A 19,309-nucleotide genomic window follows, 5' to 3' on the forward strand; every position below is an offset into this window, starting at 1 on the left:
CTTTATAATGACGATTACATTAATTGACTGGAATTCCAGTCAAAATTTTACAAGTTAGTCTTGGATAAACTATGAACGACGATTTTGAGAAAGATTTCAATCTTGGGGGGAGTGTAGAGCGAGCTTTGTCTGGCAACTACGAGCTTAAAGCTGGCGCGGTTTTTAACGAAGCTTGGCGAGCAACCATCCAGCACTTTTTATCATTTTCTCCTGCCATTATTGTATTGCTTTTTGTCCAGTTAGGTATTTTCTATATTGCATTAAAACTGCAGTTGGGCGATTTGACCGTTATTCTTGATGCGTTTGAGAACCCAGAGTCGTTCACAAACGATATTGTGTCTTCTATTTATGTCGCGAATTTCAGTTATGAGGTGATTAGCGCCCCAATTTATGCGGGGATAAGTTTGATGGCTATGAGTCATGTCGCTGGCTTAAAGACTAAGTTGCGCCATGTTGGAAAGGGGTTGCAGTTCACCATTCCTGTTATCCTAGCAACGCTCATGAGCTTAATGCTACAAGGTGTGGTTGGTATGATTTTTCCTTTACTGTCGCTGTATCTTTCCTTGGCATTTAGTCACTCTATCTTGTTGATTTGTGAGAAAAGGGTGCCACCAATGCAAGCGTTGCTGTTATCACTTCGCGCAATCAACAAGAAGATTTTTGTGGTCGCGGGGCTTTACTTAGGCGTGATGTTAATGTTTATTATTGCAGCAATGTTCTACGGTATTGGCTTGATTTTTGTGCTGCCATTCTTCTTCCATTTGAAAGGCATACTCTACCGCGAAATGTTTGGAATTAAGCTTAAGATCGTTACAACACAGAAAAACGATAATGATCACGATGGTAACTCACAGGTGTTTGATGCCTAATTCTTTGAAATCAATAAGTTTACGAGTGGCGGCAACCTGTATAGCCGCCACTTTCATTTCTATAGGCCCATATTTACACTACGAGAAACAGTTTAAATATGTGGAAAATCCTGACGTACTCTCTGGCAAGATTAAGCATGTCGATTTATCACACTTGCCATACATCGGTAATATCCCAGACTTCAATTCAATAAAAGATACGAAAGAGAAAAAAGCTGCTTTTTTTGATTTTTTAAGGCCTAAAATTGCTCTTGAGAATCAACGAATTCGTCATGAGCGGGCCTTTCTTACCTCTTTAAAGGTGGGACAAGTGACGCAAGAACAACAAGAGTATGCTCAGCGGTTATCATCTCTGTATTCGTTGCCCTTGAGTAACGATAAGATTGATCAAGCATGGCTAGACGAGATGCTTGTGAGAGTGAACGTCTTACCAGAAGCGTTGGTTCTAACTCAAGCGGCAAATGAATCTGCGTGGGGCACTTCTCGTTTTGCTACTCAAGCAAACAACTTGTTCGGCCAATGGTGTTATAAAAAGGGCTGTGGAATTGTTCCAGCGCAACGTGGCGCTAACAAAGTTCATGAAGTTGAAAAATTCGATTCTGTACAACAGTCTGTTCATGGCTACTTTATGAATGTTAATCGAAACCCAGCGTATGCAGACCTGCGTGAAATCAGAACATCTCTGGCTGAAAAGAACAAGGGCTTGTTAACGGTCGCAACCGCGTCAGAGTTAACGCATGGGTTGCTAGCCTATTCTGAACGTGGCATCGCCTATGTACACGATCTTCGCGCTATGATTCGTCATAACAACGCCTACTGGACGCAATAAAATAACGGATAAAATGAAAAAGTTAAGCCTAAGTCTGTTGGGAAGTGCGGCGCTAATTCTTGCATCGCCGATAACCCAAGCTAAAGAGTACATGTTCACGTACTCAAAGTTATATACTCAACTAAAAAACAACAATAAAGAAGGGCATGACGATGTGAAAGTTGGTGTCTTTTTTGTGGACGCAAAAACTAAACAAATTTGTATGATAGAAAAAGCTTGGATGGAAAAAGAAGAGCACTATGAAGAGTTTGTTATCCCTGCTTCACAAGAGTTGCCTTTACCTGTTGATAAAAACTTAAAGTCAGCGAATCCGTTGGTTTTTGTCGATACCCCAAAAGATACACGTTGCGATTACTCACTTGTTGTGATGACCAAAGAACCATTACAGGGTAACGTTTCTTACGACCAACTTAAGCCTCTTTTACCTCAAATGCAGACGATGCTGGAAGATTTAGGCGGTATGTTTGCGGGTTGGTTTACACCGGAGGTTCAAGGTGTGACGATGGAGTTTGCAAATCAACTGAATGATAAAGTGATTTTCTCAAACGGAACCGAAAAGCCAATTGTCAATGGCAAGATACAAGTCGCACTAAGTGAAATAGGGCAAGGTGGCACAATGACACTACCAGAACCGACGATGCGAGTGTTACCTTATCTACCTAACGCAAAGAAATGAACACTGAACGTTTAGAAAGGGCTGCAATCGCAGCTCTTTTTTAATTTTGACCGTAACTAAAGTATCTTTCACACTCTTTTCTTAAAGACTCAATAAGACAAACATTTAATCCTGCGTAAAAAGCTCGTATAATCCACGCCCCAAAGAAACCCATGTTAGGAAGTCCTAGTCGATTTATCGGCGATGTGAGAGCCCGCAATGAACCAAATAGATACAAGAAAAGAAACCCTAGAATTCAACAAGCTTCAGAAACGCCTAAGAAGACATGTTGGAAATGCCATTACTGATTACAACATGATCGAAGAAGGCGATGTTGTAATGGCATGTATTAGCGGTGGTAAAGATTCATTCGCGATGCTTGATATCCTGCTGAATCTTCAAAAAGCCGCACCGATCAAATTTGAAGTGGTTGCGGTAAACCTAGACCAAAAACAACCGGGCTTCCCTGAGCACATTCTGCCAGAGTATTTCGAAACACTGAATATCCCTTACTATATCGTCGATAAGGACACGTATTCCGTCGTAAAAGAGAAGGTACCAGAAGGCAAAACCACTTGTGGTCTGTGTTCACGCCTGCGACGTGGTACGCTGTATTCATTTGCAGAGAAGATTGGTGCAACTAAGCTTGCGCTAGGTCATCACATGGATGACATCGTCGAAACAATGTTCTTGAATATGTTCCACGGCTCTCGCCTTAAAGCGATGCCACCAAAGCTACGCTCTGATGATGGTCGTAACGTGGTCATTCGTCCATTGACTTACTGTCGTGAAAAAGATCTGATCAAATACGCTGAGCACAAGGATTTCCCAATAATTCCGTGTAACCTTTGTGGCTCTCAAGAGAACCTTCAGCGTCAATCTATAAAAGCAATGTTGATTGAATGGGATAAGAAGACGCCAGGGCGTGTGGAAGCAATTTTTAAATCAATTCAAAACGTAAGCCCAAGCCAACTAGCAGACCGCGAATTGTTCGACTTTGTTAACTTACCGCTAGATCGTGAAGGTAACCGCGAAGAGTATGAATTTAATGAGGCTGTCGTTTCTTCGACGAATATTGATGAATCGATGTTCATCGATGTTACGAACATCTAACTCGTAAAAAAGGAGGTCAATTAGACCTCCTTTTTTGTACCCAACGCTTTAACTGTTCCCAAACAAAAATCCCCCTGTATTCGGGGGATTTATTAGCGCTTATTTGAAAGCGCTCAATACATAGCAATACTAAAGAGAGATTAGGTTGCTGTATTTGGGTCGAGAGGGCTAATGTAGCCTTTTGGTTTTAGAGCCAACACGTCGCAATTTATTTTATCAATTACGTGCTCCGCTGTATTACCAATAAAGACAGCAGAAAGCCCTGTTCGCCCTGTGGTACCTAAAATAACCATTGCTGCGTTCAAGCGCTCTGCAGCTGCCGGAATGACATCTTCAGGTAAACCTTGCTCAACTATCGTTTGTTCTTCATCAAGACCATGTTTTTGGCGTAGTGCTTTCATAGCCGTTAAATGATGACCTCGCACTGCATCGGTATAAGTCGTTGGGTCAAATTCAGGAAGTTCAATCGTAATGTTCGCCGGTGTAACGGGGTAGGCGTTAACAAGATATGGCTTGGCCTCAAGCCGAGTGGTGATTTCTTTTAATCGCTCGACCATCGTATCGTTGAGATCAATATGAGTCGGGTTTTCTGAGCCCACATGTACTGAGGCAAGGATACTTGCTTGTTCCGGCCAAGCAGCATTCTTAATAAGAAGCACTGGAATAGGGCATTTTCGCAACAAGTGCCAATCTGTCGGTGTGAAAATGACAGACTCTAAAACATCATGCTTACGTGTGCCTTTGATGACTAGGTCATGATTGCCTGCATAGACTTCAGCAATAATCGCCTCATAAGGGCGGTTGTGCCAGACAACACAAACATCAAAGTCGAAGCCATCGTTTAGGTATGGTTGAGCAATTTTACGCATCCACTGCTCACGCTGATGAATGACACCTCGACGCATAGCATCTCTTTCATCCACTGATAGCATTGACGTCATGTCATACGAGAAATCGTAAATGGATAAAAAGAAAGTGATTCGGCTTCTAGATACACTTTTCTGAGCTAATTGAACAGCTCTTGCAAGTGCGGGCTGCTCATCATTATTGATGTCAGCTACAACAAGGATCTTACTGTATATACTCATAACTAAGCCCACTTCTATTGCAAAACCAGATACTGAATGTAAATTAAATCAGTATTTTGGAGTTCTCACCGTACATTTTTACTGTAGCTTAGTTTGGAGAACTTTTTGAGGACTTTCGAAAGGAATTTATGAGAAATATGATGTAGCTCATTTTCGAGCTACATCAATAATTAGGGTGTATTATTCTTTAGTTACACCAGCAAGTTCCATCAATGCATCGTGGTCTAAGATAGTGATATATTTACCTTTTACACTTAGGATCTCTGATTTCTGGAAACGACCTAACAAACGACTGATCGTTTCGACTGTAAGACCAAGGTAGTTGCCAATATCACCACGAGTCATAGTTAAACGAAACTCTCTAGGGCTGAAGCCACGCTGAGAAAAACGCGTTGATAGGTTGTAAAGGAAAGCAGCTAGTCGCTCTTCTGCGTTCTTTTTAGAAAGAAGCAAAATCATTTCCTGATCACCTTTAATTTCGTTACTCATCAAACGCATGATTTGCTGGCGAAGCTTAGGCATTTTACCCGATAGATCGTCTAAAATTTCGTATGGGATTTCACATACCATCGACGTTTCGAGTGCTTGAGCAAAGCTAGGGTGGGAGTCACCAGTGATAGCATCGAAACCGACTAAGTCTCCAGCTAAGTGAAACGCTGTGATTTGCTCATCACCTTGCTCTGTGATCGTATAGCTCTTGATGGTACCAGAGCGGATAGCGTATAGCGATTTTAGCTCATCACCGGCCTTAAAAAGCTCTTGTCCTTTTTGAATAGGCTTCTTACGTTCGATGATTTGGTCAAGCTGATCAAGTTCTGCCTCATTTAGAGTGAACGGGATACACAGTTGACTAATGCTACAATCTTGGCAATGAATGGCGCAACCGCCTGATTGGATACGCTTTGTTGCAGGTTTTTCAGAAATCATAACAACCTTTCACTATTTGATATACATCAATATTTTAGCATCGCTTAATCCTAAAGGGTAGCAAAAATGTCACCTCAATAGAGTTTAACGTTATATGAAACCGAGTAATGCTAAGGCTCCTACAGCGGTATACGTACCATAGCCAATAAGGATTAATGCTGAAATATTTCTAAATATTAATGATTTTTGTAATTTCTGAAAATGATTGGCACCGTATCCAATAATAAGCATTGCAGGTAGCGTTCCGAGCCCAAACGCAAGCATAATTAGGCCGCCGTTCATCGCACTACCAGAAACCGCCGACCAAGTAAGCGCTGAATAAACTAAACCACATGGTAACCAACCCCAAATAAAGCCAAATGGCAACGCGTGAAGAGGATGCTTTAATGGCAACAAACTCTTCCCTGCCGGCGAGATAAAGCGCCAGAGATACTGCCCTAGCTTTTCTATTAAAAGTAAGCCTTGCCACCATTTAGCAATATACAGCGCGACCAGAATCATGAATAACGCAGCAATCAGCCTTAACCAAGCAAGAGAATGCGTTAACCCACTAAGCTCAGATAAACCTGATATAGCACCACCCACTAGTGCTCCTATTAAGGTATAACTGATCAATCGTCCGAGGTTGTAGAAGAGGGGGATAAGAGGGGTAGTTTTATTTTTAGCAGAAGAGCCCATGGTAAGTAGAGACGCGATACCACCACACATACCCATACAATGACCGGCTCCTACTAAGCCGATCATCAACGCACCGATAAAATCAGGAGTCATAAAGGTCGCTACTTTTTATCACTATTAGATTGGTCTTCTTCGTCGAGAAGAATGTTGTGCCCTTGCCGTTCAAGATCTTCAAACTGATCGCTTCTTACCGCCCAAAGAAAAACGGCGACAGCAACACAAACGAGAACGATAGCGATGGGAATCAATATATAAAGACTTTCCATGTTTGCTTTCTCTACTTATTTCTCTTTGAGCAGGCGCAAAGAGTTAGATACAACGATAATTGAGCTTGCAGACATGCCAACTACTGCAATGTAGGGAGCCACTAAACCTGCGACCGCCAAAGGCAAAATTAACAGGTTGTAACCCAAAGACCAAGCCAAGTTTTCTCGAATAATCTTTCTTGTACGCAGTGCAAGCAAACGTGCCTCTAGTAGTTTTTCGAGATTATCCCCAAGTAACGTCATATCAGCAGAAGCTTTAGCGACATCTGTACCACCACCCATTGCGACAGAAAGGTGAGCTCCGGCGAGAGTCGGCGCGTCATTGATTCCATCACCAACCATCATAGTGATACTGTTTTCGTCCAAGCTCTTAAGGTATGCAAGCTTATCTTCTGGCTTTGCTGACGCGACGATGTGATCGATACCAATTTCATTTGCCACTGGTTGGGCGTTTGAGAGAGAATCACCAGTTAGCAGGGTTGTCTTAATTCCAGCGTCAGCAAAACGTTGAATAAAGGCTTTGCTTTCTTTTCGGATAGGGTCGCGGTAGTAAAAGCTAGCGACATGCTTGCCATCAACCGACAGATAGACCGCCTGGCTTTCATGACTTTCTTTGCCTTGAACAAAAGCAGCACTACCTATCTTAACGATTTTGCCATTCCACATACCCTCAATCCCTGAACCAATCACGTTTTGCACGTCAGACACGATAAAGTCATCATTGGTGAAAGTTGCAAAAGAACGAGCGATAGGGTGGTTTGCATGAGCCTCTAAAGCTGCAGCTAGTGATAGACAATCTTTCTGTGGGAGATCACTAAGTACCTTTGTTTCACAGATCTCAATATCACCTTTCGTTAGAGTGCCTGTTTTATCTACAACTAAGTGATTGATCTTACATAATGTCTCAAACACATGGCCTTTACGAAGCAAAATGCCAAAATTACCCATTCTAGAGGTAGCACAAGTGAGAGCGGTCGGAGTGGCCAGAGATAGCGCACATGGACACGTAGCGACTAACACAGACAGCATGATCCAAAACGCATCATCTGGTTTTGTTTGATGCCAGTAAAACCAAGTACCAGCAGAGATAATAAGAATCACACCAACAAAGTAACGGGCGACAATGTCTGCAATTTCCGCAATTTTAGGTTTGGAGTGTTGAGCTTCATCTTGTAAACGCACGATGTTAGAAATCATTGAATCGGCCTTTGAGCTTACTACCTCAAGTTCAAATGATTCGTCTCCGTTTAGTGTTCCCGCATAGACGACATCGCCTTCTCGTTTCACAACGTGCACTGACTCACCCGTTAACATGGATTCATCAATATGAATACGGCCTGAAATAACTTTACCGTCAGCGGGGATATGTTCACCAGGTAGAACGCGAATACGATCGCCAACTTTTAGCGTCTTCACGGGGATCTGATCACCGTCCAGCGTTGTAGCAATTGCAGGAATCAACTTAAGAAGGTTACCACTCGCTGCAGCAGCTTTGCGACGAGCGCGCATCTCTAAGAATCGACCTACTAACAAAAAGAAGGTAAACATCGAGATAGATTCAAAGAAGACTTCGCCTTGTTCAGTTACTGTTGCAACTAAACTTGCAACATAGGCAAAGATCAACGCAATAGAAACCGGGACATCCATACCAAGGGTTCGGCCTTTGATACTGCGCCATGCGTTTAAGTAAAATGGAAGAGCGGAATAAAGCAAAACAGGAGTAGCAAAAATCAAACTTACCCAACGAAAGTAACTTTTAAACTCTGGCTCTAAATCACCAAAGACTTCGAGATACAGTGCAACGGCGAGCATCATGACCTGCATGGTTGCTAAACCTGCAATACCTAGCCGATATAGATATTGCTTCATCATTCGATGGTAAGAGGCTTCTTGCTTATCTGCTTCAAAAGGTGCAGCTTTGTAACCAAGTTTATGAATAACGGAAAGGAGCTCGCTTAACCGTACCTGAGTTTTATCCCAGGCTAGTAACGCTCGATTGGTGGTTGTATTAACACGGATAGATACCAACCCGGCCGTATTAGAAACTTGCTTTTCGATTAACCACGCACAAGCGGCACATGAAACGCCTTCCAAAGAAAGGGTTACTTCAGAAACATTTTCGCGATTTCGTACGAATTCAGATTGTACATCCGCATTGTCATAATGAATTAAAGCTTGGAGTTGCTCTGGTACTAGATCTGCCTTTTCTGCAGGCGCAGTGCGGTATTGGTAATATGATACAAGACCACTATCGACAATAGTCTGCGCCACAGTTTCGCAGCCCGGACAACACATGTCGCGAATTTCACCCAATATTTCTACTTTGAAATCCGTGTTGGCTGGTACATCTTCACCGCAGTGATAACAGGATTTACACATATGCTTACTTCATTAACGGTGTTGAAGAGGCAGGAAACTCAACTTTACCTTGGATCATCCATTGCTTGTCGTGTGGTTGTAGTTCAACAAACCATGGTCCTTGAATAGATTCCTCAGCTTTTAGTCGGTAATTACCAGATGCATCCGCTGTTACAAGCTTTGTGAAGTCACGATCAGGAAGAGTACGATGAGTGAAAGTGGCCGTTAGAGCAGGGTAATGAGGTAGCTTCCCTTTAGCGAAAACAATCACAACATTGTTATTTTCAGAGGAAATCTCAGCGTTAAGACCTAGGTCACGAGCGACATTCATTTTACTAATGTCGATATTAATGCCTTTGCCTTTTTTATAGTAATCCTCGGCGACTAAAGAAACAGAGTTGTTCGAGAAAACGACCACAGTAATCACAGTCCAAACTACGACAGTAAGAGGAAGGATGATTAGGAACCACGGCCAAAATTGTTTATACCAAGGCTTTACCATAAAAAAGTTCTCAACAGCTAAATGAAAAAATGTAAGGCGTTAAATTTAAAGGAAAGACAGCCCCTATGAAAGGGGCTGTTATTGCTATGTTACGTAATATCTCAGTTACTTACTCTCTGAGTTACTTAAACTCCAGACATATGAGGCAACGAGCTGAACTTTATCTTCACCCAAAATGTCTTTCCACGCAGGCATTACGCCTGAGCGTCCGTTCATTACGGTTTCTGTTACAGCTGCACGAGAGTCACCAAATAACCAGTCTTGGTCTGTAAGGTCAGGCGCACCGACTGCAGGGTTACCCTTACCATCGGTACCATGACAAGCTGCACACACTACGAAGCGTGCTTTACCTGCCGCGGCTTCACGAGCATTTACTTTACGACCAGATAGACTAAGTGTGTAACTTACAACTTCTTGAACACCTTGCTCACCAAGGGCATCTTTCCATGCTGGCATTTGACCAATACGGCCGTGCATGATGGTTGTAACGATCGCTGCTGGCTCGCCACCATATAGCCATGCATCATCAGTCAGGTTAGGGAAGCCTTTCTGACCACGTGCATCAGAGCCATGGCATTGAGAACAGTTTTGCAAAAACAAACGCTGACCAACTTTTAATGCTTCAGGATCTTGCGCAATTTCAGGAATTGGGCGTAGGCCACTGTCATTGTGCGCAAGTTTACGGAATGCTTCGCCGAAGTAAGCGTCGGCATCATCCAGTTCTTTTGCATATTGGTTTAGTTGCTTGTTCTCTTGTGCTGCAGCGATGGCTTCTTTTGACTCTTCTAGTGAGCGAACGGTTTGAGCCGAACTCTGCCAGTTTAAAAAGCCCTTGAAGCTACCTAGACCTGGGAATAGGGCAAGGTAAACTGCTGCGAACACAAATGTACTTACAAACAGGTAAGTCCACCACTTTGGTAGAGGGTTGTTTAGCTCGCGAATACCATCGTACTCGTGGCCCATGTCTTCCCCTTCCTCGACGCCCATTTTATCTTTAGCGCACCAAGTCAGGAGAATCGCACAGCCTACTAGCGTACCGACAGTAATCACGATAATCCAGAGACTCCAGAATGTAGTCATTACTTCTTCACTCCTTGGTTATTAGGGGTCTTTTGTTCTTCGTCAGCAAACACCAAGTTGGCATCTTCTTCAAAGCGTGCTTTACGCTTTTTACTAAATGCCCACCATACGATGCCAATAAAACTAGCGAAGAGTACAACGGTATAAATACTATGAATTGTACCGAAATCCATATGATCCCCTTACTTCATTGCATGACCAAGAGACTGAAGGTAAGCGATGATTGCATCCATCTCTGTTTTACCTTCTACTTCTTTAGCCGAATTCGCGATCTCTTCATCAGTGTATGGAACGCCGAACTGATCACGAAATAGCTCAAGTTTCTTCTGAGTTAGCTTACCGTCTAAAACGTTTTCAGCTAGCCACGGGAAACCTGGCATGTTTGACTCAGGTACAAGCTCACGAGGATCTAACAGGTGAACACGGTGCCATTCGTCAGAATAACGACCACCAACACGAGCTAAATCCGGGCCTGTACGCTTAGAGCCCCAAAGGAATGGGTGTTCCCAAACACTCTCACCAGCAACAGAGTAGTGACCGTAACGTTCAGTCTCTGAGCGGAAAGGACGAACCATCTGGCTGTGACAAACGTTACAACCTTCACGGATGTAGATATCACGGCCTTCCATCTCCAAAGGAGTGTAAGCACGCAGATTTTCTACAGGTTCAGTCGTTTGCTTTTGGAAAATCAGAGGAGTGATCTCTACAAGAGCGCCCCAACTGATAGCAAACACGATAAAAATAGCCAACAAACCGACATTACGTTCTAAGATTTCATGGCGATTATTAGAATTATTACTCATTCTTAAATCTCCTTATGCCGGATGTGGGATAGCTTTTAGGCTTTCTTTTGGTGCACTTACCGTTTTGTACGTGTTATATGCCATTAGGAACATACCAGATAGGAAGATAAATCCGCCTAGGAAACGTACAAAGTAGAACGGATAAGACGCTTCTACAGACTCAACAAAGCTGTAAGTTAGCGTACCGTCAGAGTTAACCGCGCGCCACATAAGACCTTGCATTACACCAGAGATCCACATCGCAACGATGTAAAGAACGGTACCGATTGTTGCTAGCCAGAAATGCACATTAACTAGACCAACAGAGTACATACGCTCCTGGCCAAATAGGCGAGGTACCAAGTGATATACAGAGCCGATAGAAACCATCGCAACCCAACCTAACGCACCAGAGTGAACGTGACCAATGGTCCAGTCTGTGTAGTGAGAAAGTGCGTTAACCGTCTTAATCGACATCATCGGGCCTTCAAAGGTAGACATACCGTAGAACGACAGTGAAACGATTAGGAAACGTAGGATAGGGTCATAACGAAGCTTATGCCATGCACCAGATAACGTCATAATACCGTTGATCATACCACCCCAAGAAGGAGCAAATAGAACCAGCGACATAACCATACCTAGAGACTGAGTCCAGTCTGGTAGCGCTGTATAATGAAGGTGGTGAGGGCCTGCCCAAATATATAGAGAAATAAGTGCCCAGAAGTGAACGATAGATAGACGGTAAGAATAAACAGGACGTTCAGCTTGTTTAGGAACGAAGTAGTACATCATACCTAGGAAACCAGCGGTCAGTAGGAAACCTACCGCATTGTGTCCATACCACCACTGAACCATCGCATCCACTGCGCCCGAGTAAATCGAGTAAGATTTACCGAGTGACACAGGAATAGCCATGCTGTTCACGATGTGAAGTACTGCTACTGTGATAATAAAGGCACCGAAGAACCAGTTTGCCACATATATGTGTGACGTGTTTCGTTTCACCAGTGTGCCGAAGAACACCACCGCATATGATACCCATACTAGCGCAATTGCGATATCAATAGGCCATTCTAGCTCAGCATACTCTTTACCCGATGTTAAACCGAGAGGCAAAGTAATGGCTGCTGCCAGGATGATTGCTTGCCAACCCCAAAAGGTGAAGGCAACGAGTGGGCCACCAAAAAGACGTGTTTGACATGTGCGCTGTACAACATAATAAGACGTTGCGAACAGAGCACTGGTACCAAACGCAAAAATTACCGCATTAGTATGCAGTGGACGTAAGCGACTGTACGTCAACCACGGCGTATCAAAGTTTAGCTGTGGCCAAACTAATTGAGCGGCAATCAAAACACCAACAGCCATACCAACTATGCCCCATAAAATGGTCACAAGGGTAAATTGGCGAACGACTGTATAGTTGTAGTTTTGTTCAAGCTGCTTTACTTGGCTCATTTGCATGCTTCCAATTTCTAATTAACTACACTTTTACTTCCAACACGACTTGCGTCGTAACACCACCCAAGTAAACTCTAGAATTCAAGTGTTATCATCACCTTATTTCCATTGCTGACTTTAATAAAAAGTGGCATTTTCAGCGTGACACTATACTTGAATTAACAATTCAATGACAGGGTAGTAACCTTACTGGACCTCTGGAAATCATTTTTTATTTAAAAAGTTTGAAGTTTGTAACAAGGATATTAGTAATTATGCCTGCACAAAAGTTAACAAAGGCGCGACTTGCACAAATCTTAATCATGCTCAGTGTTTTAATAGGCGCATTTTTCTGGCGTACCTTTACACACGAGAGTGTTAATAGCGTTGACTGTTCACAAAAAGAACGATGCGATGTAACAATTGAAGGAGAAATAATCACGATTAATCGTGACTCAATGGGAATTTCGCTCGAAACGATAGAAAGTAGCACTCTAAAAATTGATCTAAATCAATCTGGTAATTTTATCAATCTCAACGAGAAGCATAAGTCAGTAGAATGGGACATCATTCCTGAATCGAAAAAAATCACCTTTAAAAAAGGTGAAAACATTGTTGTAGTTCAATTATAAATACGATCTATCACGAGATAATCGTAACTTATTAATGAAATTAACACCTTCTTACCTAGAGAAAATTGGTTGGAATGGTATAACAGCAGAGTGATATCCAATTATAAAATCGTATGCATTGCCAATCAGTTTTTACTCATATTAAAGATGAAGACTCAGCGATAAAAACGCTCAGATCCGAATTGACACAACAGAACTTGTCTTACGTGATGTGTTACTACACGGAAGAATACAATTTCGAGTTGATTCGAGAAGCGTTTCTTGCGCATTTTCCTGGTGTGCCTTTTCATGGCGCCAGTTCATGTCAAGCCGTAATGACAGATCAGGGCTTTCATACAGGCCCAGTAATTGCGGCACTTGCTGTTTATGATACAGGTCCTCATGCTTATGGTACTGGTATTTCTAATCACAACTCAGGTGACAGCGTCACCAAGGCTTTGGATATGGCCCTTGAGAGCGCTAACCGTGTAGGAGAGGTACCAAACTTAATTCTACTTCATGCCACACCAGGGCAAGAGGAATCAATCATTGCGTCTATAGATGAAAGATTTGGAACTCTAATTCCAATTATTGGTGGTTCGGCCGCTGATAATAACATCGCTGGGAAATGGTCTGTGATAACCGCCCAAGGCTCTCAAACTTCAGGTTTAAGCTTAACTCTCTTTTACTCCTCTCAACCTGTTGATATCGCTTTTAGCGCTGGACATACACCAACTAATATCAAAGGTGTTGCAACCAAGACCAACGATAGATGCTTACTTGAAATTGATAACGAACCTGCGCTCAATGTTTATAGAAGGTGGACAAATCACCAGGATAACCAAGTAGGTAAAGATAATATGCTGTTTACAAACTCGAGTGCTTATCCATTAGGGCGGATCGCAGGTCATCTCTATGATCGCCCATATTACAAGTTATCCCATCCGATCCGTGAGACACAAGATGGTGGAATCGAGTTGTTTACACGAATAGAAAAGGGTGACGAGCTCACATTAATGAAAGGAAGTCGTGAGCATCTAGTTGCGCGCGCTGCAAAAGTCGTCAATGCCGCTTTTAACCAAAAATTAGAAGAGTCTCGAAAAATTGGAGTGATAAATATCTTTTGCGCAGGTCCCATGTTGCACTTAATGCAAGACATGAATAGCGTTTGTGAACAAATTAACCAAGAGCTAGAACATTTGCCTTTTATTTGCCCTTTTACTTTCGGCGAGCAAGGTAGATTTATTGGTGGTGAGAATGGACATGGAAACCTGATGATTTCATCGGCTATATTCCATAAACCTTATGAAAGATAAATACTTAGACATATATCAACAGGAAGCGCTTCAAGAAGCGTTAGTTGAGCTAAAGCAGGCTAGACAAAGAGAACGACTACTCGCCGATGAAAACAAGGCCATTCTTTCCGCGATATCTGCGATGAGTGAGGCAAAGAATCGGCATGAGATATTTACGGGATTAAACAATGTCCTCAAAAAGTACATCAACTTCGATGATTTTATTGTACTGACTCGTGATGGCGAACGATATCCCTTCAGGACATTGATATCAACTAATAGCGTATTTGATAATGTATCCTGGTTACACGGTAACACCTATCAAAGAGCTCTCAATGGTGAATGCATTCTACTGTTCGAGCCAGATAAACTCGCTGAGTTTGTTAACTTAAACAGCTTTATAAAAAGCCATGTAAACTCGGTCGTTTTAACTGGTATACGTTCAGAAGTAACGCAAACCGTAATCCTACTTATTGGAGCTCAGAAAGGGCACTTTAGCATAGAGAATAAGGAAACCTTGAGGCGGTTTCGTCCCTTAATTGAAAGGGCGGTCATTGATATCGAGACCAAAGAGAAGTTACAACGTATCGTTGAGGTAAGAACAACTCAGCTCGCTAAAGCAAGAGAAGAAGCAGAGCTTGCGAACCGGTCTAAGTCGGAGTTCTTAGCGATGATGAGCCATGAAATAAGAACCCCTTTAAATTCCGTTCTTGGAATGCTAGATATACTGAAGCAATCAACCTTGTCAGAAGAACAAATTGATGCTTTGAGCCAAATGGAGTGCTCTGCAGAGTTACTTCTCGCGATAATCAGTGACATTCTTGATCTTTCTAAAATCGAGTCAGGTCGCTTTCAGCTCAATGAACAATGGATTAACTTAAGAGACACTGTCACTTTTGTTATTTCTCAGCAAAAACAAATAGCTAAGAAGAAGAATCTTAAATTCAAGCTCAACTGTACTGTCACTAATGACAAACAATTTTGGATTGACTCCACGCGGTTATCTCAAATTCTGTTTAATCTAATAGGGAATGCAATAAAGTTTACAGACGAAGGTGAAGTAAAAGTTTCTGTATCTGAGCAAGATGCTGAACTTGTGATCTCAATATCTGACACTGGAATTGGTATATCTAAAGCAAAGCAAGAGCATTTGTTTACGGCATTTCATCAAGGAGACCGTTCCATCACGAGACGCTTCGGTGGTACAGGACTGGGGCTCGCAATAACCAAGCATTTAGTTGAAATGATGCGTGGAAAGATTGCCGTTAAAAGTGATGAGCATGTTGGTTCAACCTTTACGATTTCGATTCCAGTTTTGACTCGTTGTAATCAAAATCGTCCAGTTAGAATCGAAACCAATCAACCGACAAAAGCAATGGAACTTCTCGTCGTAGAAGATACCGAGTCGAATCAGTTCGTAATAAAGCTTATCTTAAATAAGCTTGGCCATAATGTTCATATCGCAAGCCATGGAGCAGAGGCATTAACATTTTTAGAAGAGAATGAGGATTTAATCGATTTGATTCTCATGGATGTCTCGATGCCAGTGATGGATGGAATTACCGCAACAAGACTTATTCGAGATAAAGGTCTCAGGACCCCAATTATAGCGTTAACTGCACATGCGTTAGAAAGCGATAGAGATAAATGCCTGGATGCCGGCATGGACGGATTCATTTCCAAGCCAGTTAGAAGACAAGATATCTTTGAAGCTATACAGTCATTTCAATAAGCAAAAAGGCGTTAATATAGATCTTAACAATCGATAGATTATTAAGATCTATATTAAGTATTTTATGGTAAATAACCATTATGTTTAATGCTCACAGTAAGGCCCTTAAATTTAAAATCTGCAGGGGAATAGGAGCATACTCAGACAACATTTAGCGTACGGCGATATTTAATTTAACATAATATACATAATGCGCACTAATAGTGTAAACCCAAAGCGATAATGTCCTAGTATTTCCAAGTGAATCTGTCCTATGTTTGCTTGGAGGTATTTAGGAAGTTAGTTACGATGAACTACCATGAATTGCACCGTTTCTCCATTATCCAAGATGTGTTAAACAATAAGTTAAAGTGCCGAGAAGCCACATCCATTCTTGGAATAAGCTACCGGCACTTGTCTCGCATACTTTATGCCGTAGCAGAACCTCAACCTAGCCCAAATCACGCAGCACATCAGATTATGATGGGAAACGGTAAGGTAACTGCGATGATTGATGCAAAATTACAAATGTTCGAATTTGGTATAGGTATTAATGATGCAATTAATGGTGTTTGGTTACCTAGATCCAGTGCTTATAAAGATCACTACACTACTCCAAAAGCTCCACCTCATTCACTAATACATGGTACAAATTATCAGAACTGGATTGGCACGCTTGGAAGAATTAGGCATAGTGAAAATGTATTTAAGTCCACACTGCTTAACTGCTGAAAAAGCAAATACAAGATAGTTCTCATCCTGAGAAAATTCTTGAGAAGAAAGATGCTAACTGGAAACCTACTGTATGACTGTATACAAATTAAAAAGTAAACCTCGAGAATTTAAGGTCTTAGAGCATGACCCTTATAAGAGAGCTCTCGATTCAGATGACTTTAAGTTGTTAAGACGACTTCGAAGAGCCCCTGTTGATTCAACCAGCTTGAGAGATGTTTGGGTAAATGAATATGCAACATTTACTCAACACTTTAAATCTGCTGAAGCAATCCCAGACATATCTAAATGGAGAACATTTCTTGTCTTGAGAGAAAATGCATATCAGGTAGTACGAGATGTAATTGATTCTGACGGTGAGTTCTTACCGATTACAATCGATGATGAAAGTTTTACCGTGTTCAACGTGATGTCCTTTGGAGAAGAAGACAAGCAGAAAATCAAATTTGAAGACATTGACGGAGAACAAGGATTATTAGAGAAACTGGCATTTATAGAAAGCGATCTTTCAAATAAATATGTCTTTAAATCAAAAGATGAAGGTTGTACGTCAATTTATTGTGATGACAAACTCATATCGTTATGTGAAGAGCACAATTTAAAGGGGCTTTCGTTCGATACAAATCTACTCGATATATTTGAAGATTAATTCATCAGAATTTTTGTATTAGTTCAGACTAGATCTGAGACTCCAATTTGAAAAGAAGAGAGTTACCCACTTTGATTAAAGGTGCTTAATCACTAATCAAAGACAATAATTTGTGGTTATGCTTACGAAGCAAATCAAATCTCTTATTGAAAATTGATGCGCGCTTAGTCCTCGACTTACTGGCGTGTTCTTCTGTAAGCACCTGAATCAATCTATGTATGGTGATGATGGCCAACTCACTGAGTTCGCCATTCAATGTCATCACTACTTTAACGAACTCAAACGCGCTGCTGAGCAAAAATCAGCTAAACGCTCTAATCGCTCCGCAACGAAATCTGCCAAAAATCACGAGCTCAGTTCACTCGCTCTTAATCAAGGCGTTCTGAAACATTTATAAGCCTGTGGTTATATGGAGGCGAATGTACTTTTCGGGGTATTTGTAACGATAGCGTTTTCCTTTCTTCAAGTTGGACTTAACGTACCTACACACTTTTTGGTCACCACTGCCTGTTACTCTTTTTATTACTGCGTTTTTACTTTTGTGCTCCATTTCTATCATGACGTCACAATACCCTTGGTAGCCATCAAACTTATTGTCTACTTTCTTTTGAAGCTTAGTCTTAATCTTTTTAGCCAACAGGTTCGTTTCTGAATCGTCAGCAAAAACTGAAGTACTTGCAAAGATCAGTATCATTAAAGTTACAACGTATCTCATCGTTTTGGTCCGTTTATGTTGTTGGATTGTTCGATGATAAGTAATTTTTCTGTAGATACGAAAATGGGACGCCACATTGCGTCCCATTTAACATGATGAAGTAACTGATATGTAATTAAGCGCGCTTCTTGCCTTTGTTTGCTTTGAAGCCCTGATGAGGAAAAACGTTACGAATCCTCTGTTGAACTTTTTTGGGAATGCCTTTGGAAAAGCTTAAGCGCATTCCTGTTCGTTGGCTATACACCTTCATTTCACCAGTAAACGGGTTATGCTCACTAATATCCTGTAAGTTGTGTTTGAAAGAAGGAGGTAGATGCCCTTTTACGTTACTAATATGGCCATTATCGAACTTTACTTTTAACACCGGCCTATCGACTGCGATCAACCAAAAGATCACGATGGCTGCAATTAAGATTACATATAACATTTGGCACTCCCTATCCTAGCTAGATAGCAATTTACTCAAATCCTCTTTAATTGAGGTAACTTTTTGACTCGCTTTTTCACTTCTCGACGCTTCGGAAAGCAAATATTCAATTGCGTCAGATAACGTACAACCAAGTTCATTCGCTCTACTAGAAAGCTTTTCCCAAACTCGGTAATCTAAATCAATGGATTTCTTCTTTGTATGGACTTGCTCTGCATTGAAGTGACGTTTCCGTTTCGCTCGGATAGCCTGCTTGAGTTTATTATCTAACTCTTCTGACATGTGGTTTTCTATCCAAGCTAAGACAAGTGTAGGCTCGTGTTCAAGGCGTTTTAGTTCTGCGACCGCTGCATCTGCTTCGCTTGTATCAATATGTCGGGTAATCGCTTCACCATCTTTCCATTTTTTGATGAGATACTTCCATTTCCACCCACATTCTAGATTCTCAAGCTGCTGATATTTCATTTGTTCCGACCCATAAACATAACCTAGTGACAGCGTAACCCAGATGGTTTACTTGGGCAAATAAAACTCTTAGAAGTATCGATGTTGATCACTCATTTGTCTAAGTATTGTTCA

The 19,309-nt window shown here is 41.7% G+C and carries 22 protein-coding genes; 9 read left to right on the forward strand and 13 right to left on the reverse strand.

The window, feature by feature from the left end; all coding sequences use genetic code 11:
* Positions 1-71 precede the first annotated feature (71 nt).
* The 4 genes from R7Z78_RS06460 (at position 72) to ttcA (ending at position 3,466) form a co-directional block, all read left to right on the forward strand.
* Positions 72-869: a hypothetical protein gene (locus R7Z78_RS06460; RefSeq protein WP_005377508.1), complete on the forward strand. Its 798-nt coding sequence runs from the start codon at positions 72-74 to the stop codon at positions 867-869.
* The gene (locus R7Z78_RS06465) at positions 862-1,698 is read left to right on the forward strand and encodes a glucosaminidase domain-containing protein (protein ID WP_104975319.1); all 837 of its coding nucleotides are present in this window, start codon (positions 862-864) and stop codon (positions 1,696-1,698) included. Before R7Z78_RS06460 ends, R7Z78_RS06465 begins: the two co-directional genes overlap by 8 nt.
* A 13-nt stretch (positions 1,699-1,711) precedes the next feature.
* Positions 1,712-2,374 carry a DUF2987 domain-containing protein gene (locus R7Z78_RS06470; RefSeq protein ID WP_104975320.1) on the forward strand — a complete coding sequence of 221 codons (663 nt, stop codon included), beginning with the start codon at positions 1,712-1,714 and terminating at the stop codon, positions 2,372-2,374.
* Positions 2,375-2,572: 198 nt separating this feature from the next.
* Entirely contained in the window at positions 2,573-3,466 is an 894-nt protein-coding gene (ttcA, locus tag R7Z78_RS06475; RefSeq protein ID WP_005377502.1) for a tRNA 2-thiocytidine(32) synthetase TtcA, read from the forward strand.
* Between the two features lie 140 nt (positions 3,467-3,606).
* Here the strand turns inward: ttcA and uspE are convergent, their stop codons facing one another.
* The 10 genes from uspE to ccoN all read right to left on the reverse strand — a co-directional run bounded on the left by uspE (position 3,607) and on the right by ccoN (position 12,608).
* Entirely contained in the window at positions 3,607-4,554 is a 948-nt protein-coding gene (gene uspE, locus R7Z78_RS06480) for a universal stress protein UspE (protein ID WP_005377500.1), read from the reverse strand.
* 180 nt (positions 4,555-4,734) lie between these two features.
* The gene (locus tag R7Z78_RS06485) at positions 4,735-5,481 is read right to left on the reverse strand and encodes an FNR family transcription factor (protein WP_005377497.1); all 747 of its coding nucleotides are present in this window, start codon (positions 5,479-5,481) and stop codon (positions 4,735-4,737) included.
* Positions 5,482-5,571: 90 nt separating this feature from the next.
* Positions 5,572-6,252 carry a sulfite exporter TauE/SafE family protein gene (locus R7Z78_RS06490; protein ID WP_033905304.1) on the reverse strand — a complete coding sequence of 227 codons (681 nt, stop codon included), beginning with the start codon at positions 6,250-6,252 and terminating at the stop codon, positions 5,572-5,574.
* A gap of 8 nt (positions 6,253-6,260) precedes the next feature.
* A complete protein-coding gene (gene ccoS / locus R7Z78_RS06495) occupies positions 6,261-6,425 on the reverse strand; it encodes a cbb3-type cytochrome oxidase assembly protein CcoS (protein WP_005377493.1) in 165 nt (54 codons plus the stop codon).
* 15 nt (positions 6,426-6,440) lie between these two features.
* Positions 6,441-8,804: a heavy metal translocating P-type ATPase gene (locus R7Z78_RS06500; protein ID WP_025766637.1), complete on the reverse strand. Its 2,364-nt coding sequence runs from the start codon at positions 8,802-8,804 to the stop codon at positions 6,441-6,443.
* 4 nt (positions 8,805-8,808) lie between these two features.
* Positions 8,809-9,285 (reverse strand): FixH family protein, encoded by a 477-nt coding sequence (locus R7Z78_RS06505; protein ID WP_005377489.1) that lies wholly within the window; start codon positions 9,283-9,285, stop codon positions 8,809-8,811.
* Positions 9,286-9,390: 105 nt separating this feature from the next.
* Entirely contained in the window at positions 9,391-10,365 is a 975-nt protein-coding gene (ccoP, locus tag R7Z78_RS06510; protein ID WP_005377487.1) for a cytochrome-c oxidase, cbb3-type subunit III, read from the reverse strand.
* Complete coding sequence (locus R7Z78_RS06515) at positions 10,365-10,538, reverse strand: cbb3-type cytochrome oxidase subunit 3 (RefSeq protein ID WP_005377485.1); 174 nt, start codon at positions 10,536-10,538, stop codon at positions 10,365-10,367. The genes ccoP and R7Z78_RS06515 overlap by 1 nt, the downstream gene beginning before the upstream one ends.
* Positions 10,539-10,547: 9 nt before the next feature.
* Positions 10,548-11,168: a cytochrome-c oxidase, cbb3-type subunit II gene (ccoO, locus tag R7Z78_RS06520; protein WP_005377475.1), complete on the reverse strand. Its 621-nt coding sequence runs from the start codon at positions 11,166-11,168 to the stop codon at positions 10,548-10,550.
* Positions 11,169-11,180: 12 nt separating this feature from the next.
* Entirely contained in the window at positions 11,181-12,608 is a 1,428-nt protein-coding gene (gene ccoN / locus R7Z78_RS06525) for a cytochrome-c oxidase, cbb3-type subunit I (RefSeq protein WP_005396488.1), read from the reverse strand.
* Between the two features lie 257 nt (positions 12,609-12,865).
* Between ccoN and R7Z78_RS06530 the strand changes: the two genes are divergently transcribed.
* The 5 genes from R7Z78_RS06530 to R7Z78_RS06550 all read left to right on the forward strand — a co-directional run bounded on the left by R7Z78_RS06530 (position 12,866) and on the right by R7Z78_RS06550 (position 17,588).
* On the forward strand, positions 12,866-13,222 hold the full coding sequence (locus R7Z78_RS06530) for a hypothetical protein (protein ID WP_104975322.1): 357 nt from the start codon (positions 12,866-12,868) through the stop codon (positions 13,220-13,222).
* A 113-nt stretch (positions 13,223-13,335) separates the two neighbouring features.
* Positions 13,336-14,517, forward strand: a complete 1,182-nt coding sequence (locus R7Z78_RS06535; RefSeq protein ID WP_104975323.1) for an FIST signal transduction protein — start codon at positions 13,336-13,338, stop codon at positions 14,515-14,517.
* Complete coding sequence (locus tag R7Z78_RS06540; RefSeq protein WP_005389164.1) at positions 14,507-16,228, forward strand: ATP-binding protein; 1,722 nt, start codon at positions 14,507-14,509, stop codon at positions 16,226-16,228. The genes R7Z78_RS06535 and R7Z78_RS06540 overlap by 11 nt, the downstream gene beginning before the upstream one ends.
* A 288-nt stretch (positions 16,229-16,516) precedes the next feature.
* Positions 16,517-16,939 (forward strand): AHH domain-containing protein, encoded by a 423-nt coding sequence (locus R7Z78_RS06545; protein WP_104975324.1) that lies wholly within the window; start codon positions 16,517-16,519, stop codon positions 16,937-16,939.
* A gap of 73 nt (positions 16,940-17,012) precedes the next feature.
* Entirely contained in the window at positions 17,013-17,588 is a 576-nt protein-coding gene (locus R7Z78_RS06550) for a hypothetical protein (protein ID WP_104975325.1), read from the forward strand.
* A gap of 391 nt (positions 17,589-17,979) precedes the next feature.
* Here R7Z78_RS06550 and R7Z78_RS06555 read toward each other — a convergent pair whose 3' ends face one another.
* From R7Z78_RS06555 to matP, 3 genes are all read right to left on the reverse strand, one after another.
* The gene (locus R7Z78_RS06555) at positions 17,980-18,303 is read right to left on the reverse strand and encodes a hypothetical protein (RefSeq protein WP_065274540.1); all 324 of its coding nucleotides are present in this window, start codon (positions 18,301-18,303) and stop codon (positions 17,980-17,982) included.
* A gap of 115 nt (positions 18,304-18,418) precedes the next feature.
* Positions 18,419-18,730: a DUF3634 family protein gene (locus R7Z78_RS06560; protein WP_005377468.1), complete on the reverse strand. Its 312-nt coding sequence runs from the start codon at positions 18,728-18,730 to the stop codon at positions 18,419-18,421.
* Positions 18,731-18,745: 15 nt separating this feature from the next.
* On the reverse strand, positions 18,746-19,195 hold the full coding sequence (matP, locus tag R7Z78_RS06565; protein ID WP_005396497.1) for a macrodomain Ter protein MatP: 450 nt from the start codon (positions 19,193-19,195) through the stop codon (positions 18,746-18,748).
* Positions 19,196-19,309 lie beyond the last annotated feature (114 nt).

It is taken from the genome of Vibrio sp. 1167 (assembly GCF_033340375.1).
In the GTDB taxonomy this organism is placed as follows: Bacteria; Pseudomonadota; Gammaproteobacteria; order Enterobacterales; family Vibrionaceae; genus Vibrio; species Vibrio alginolyticus.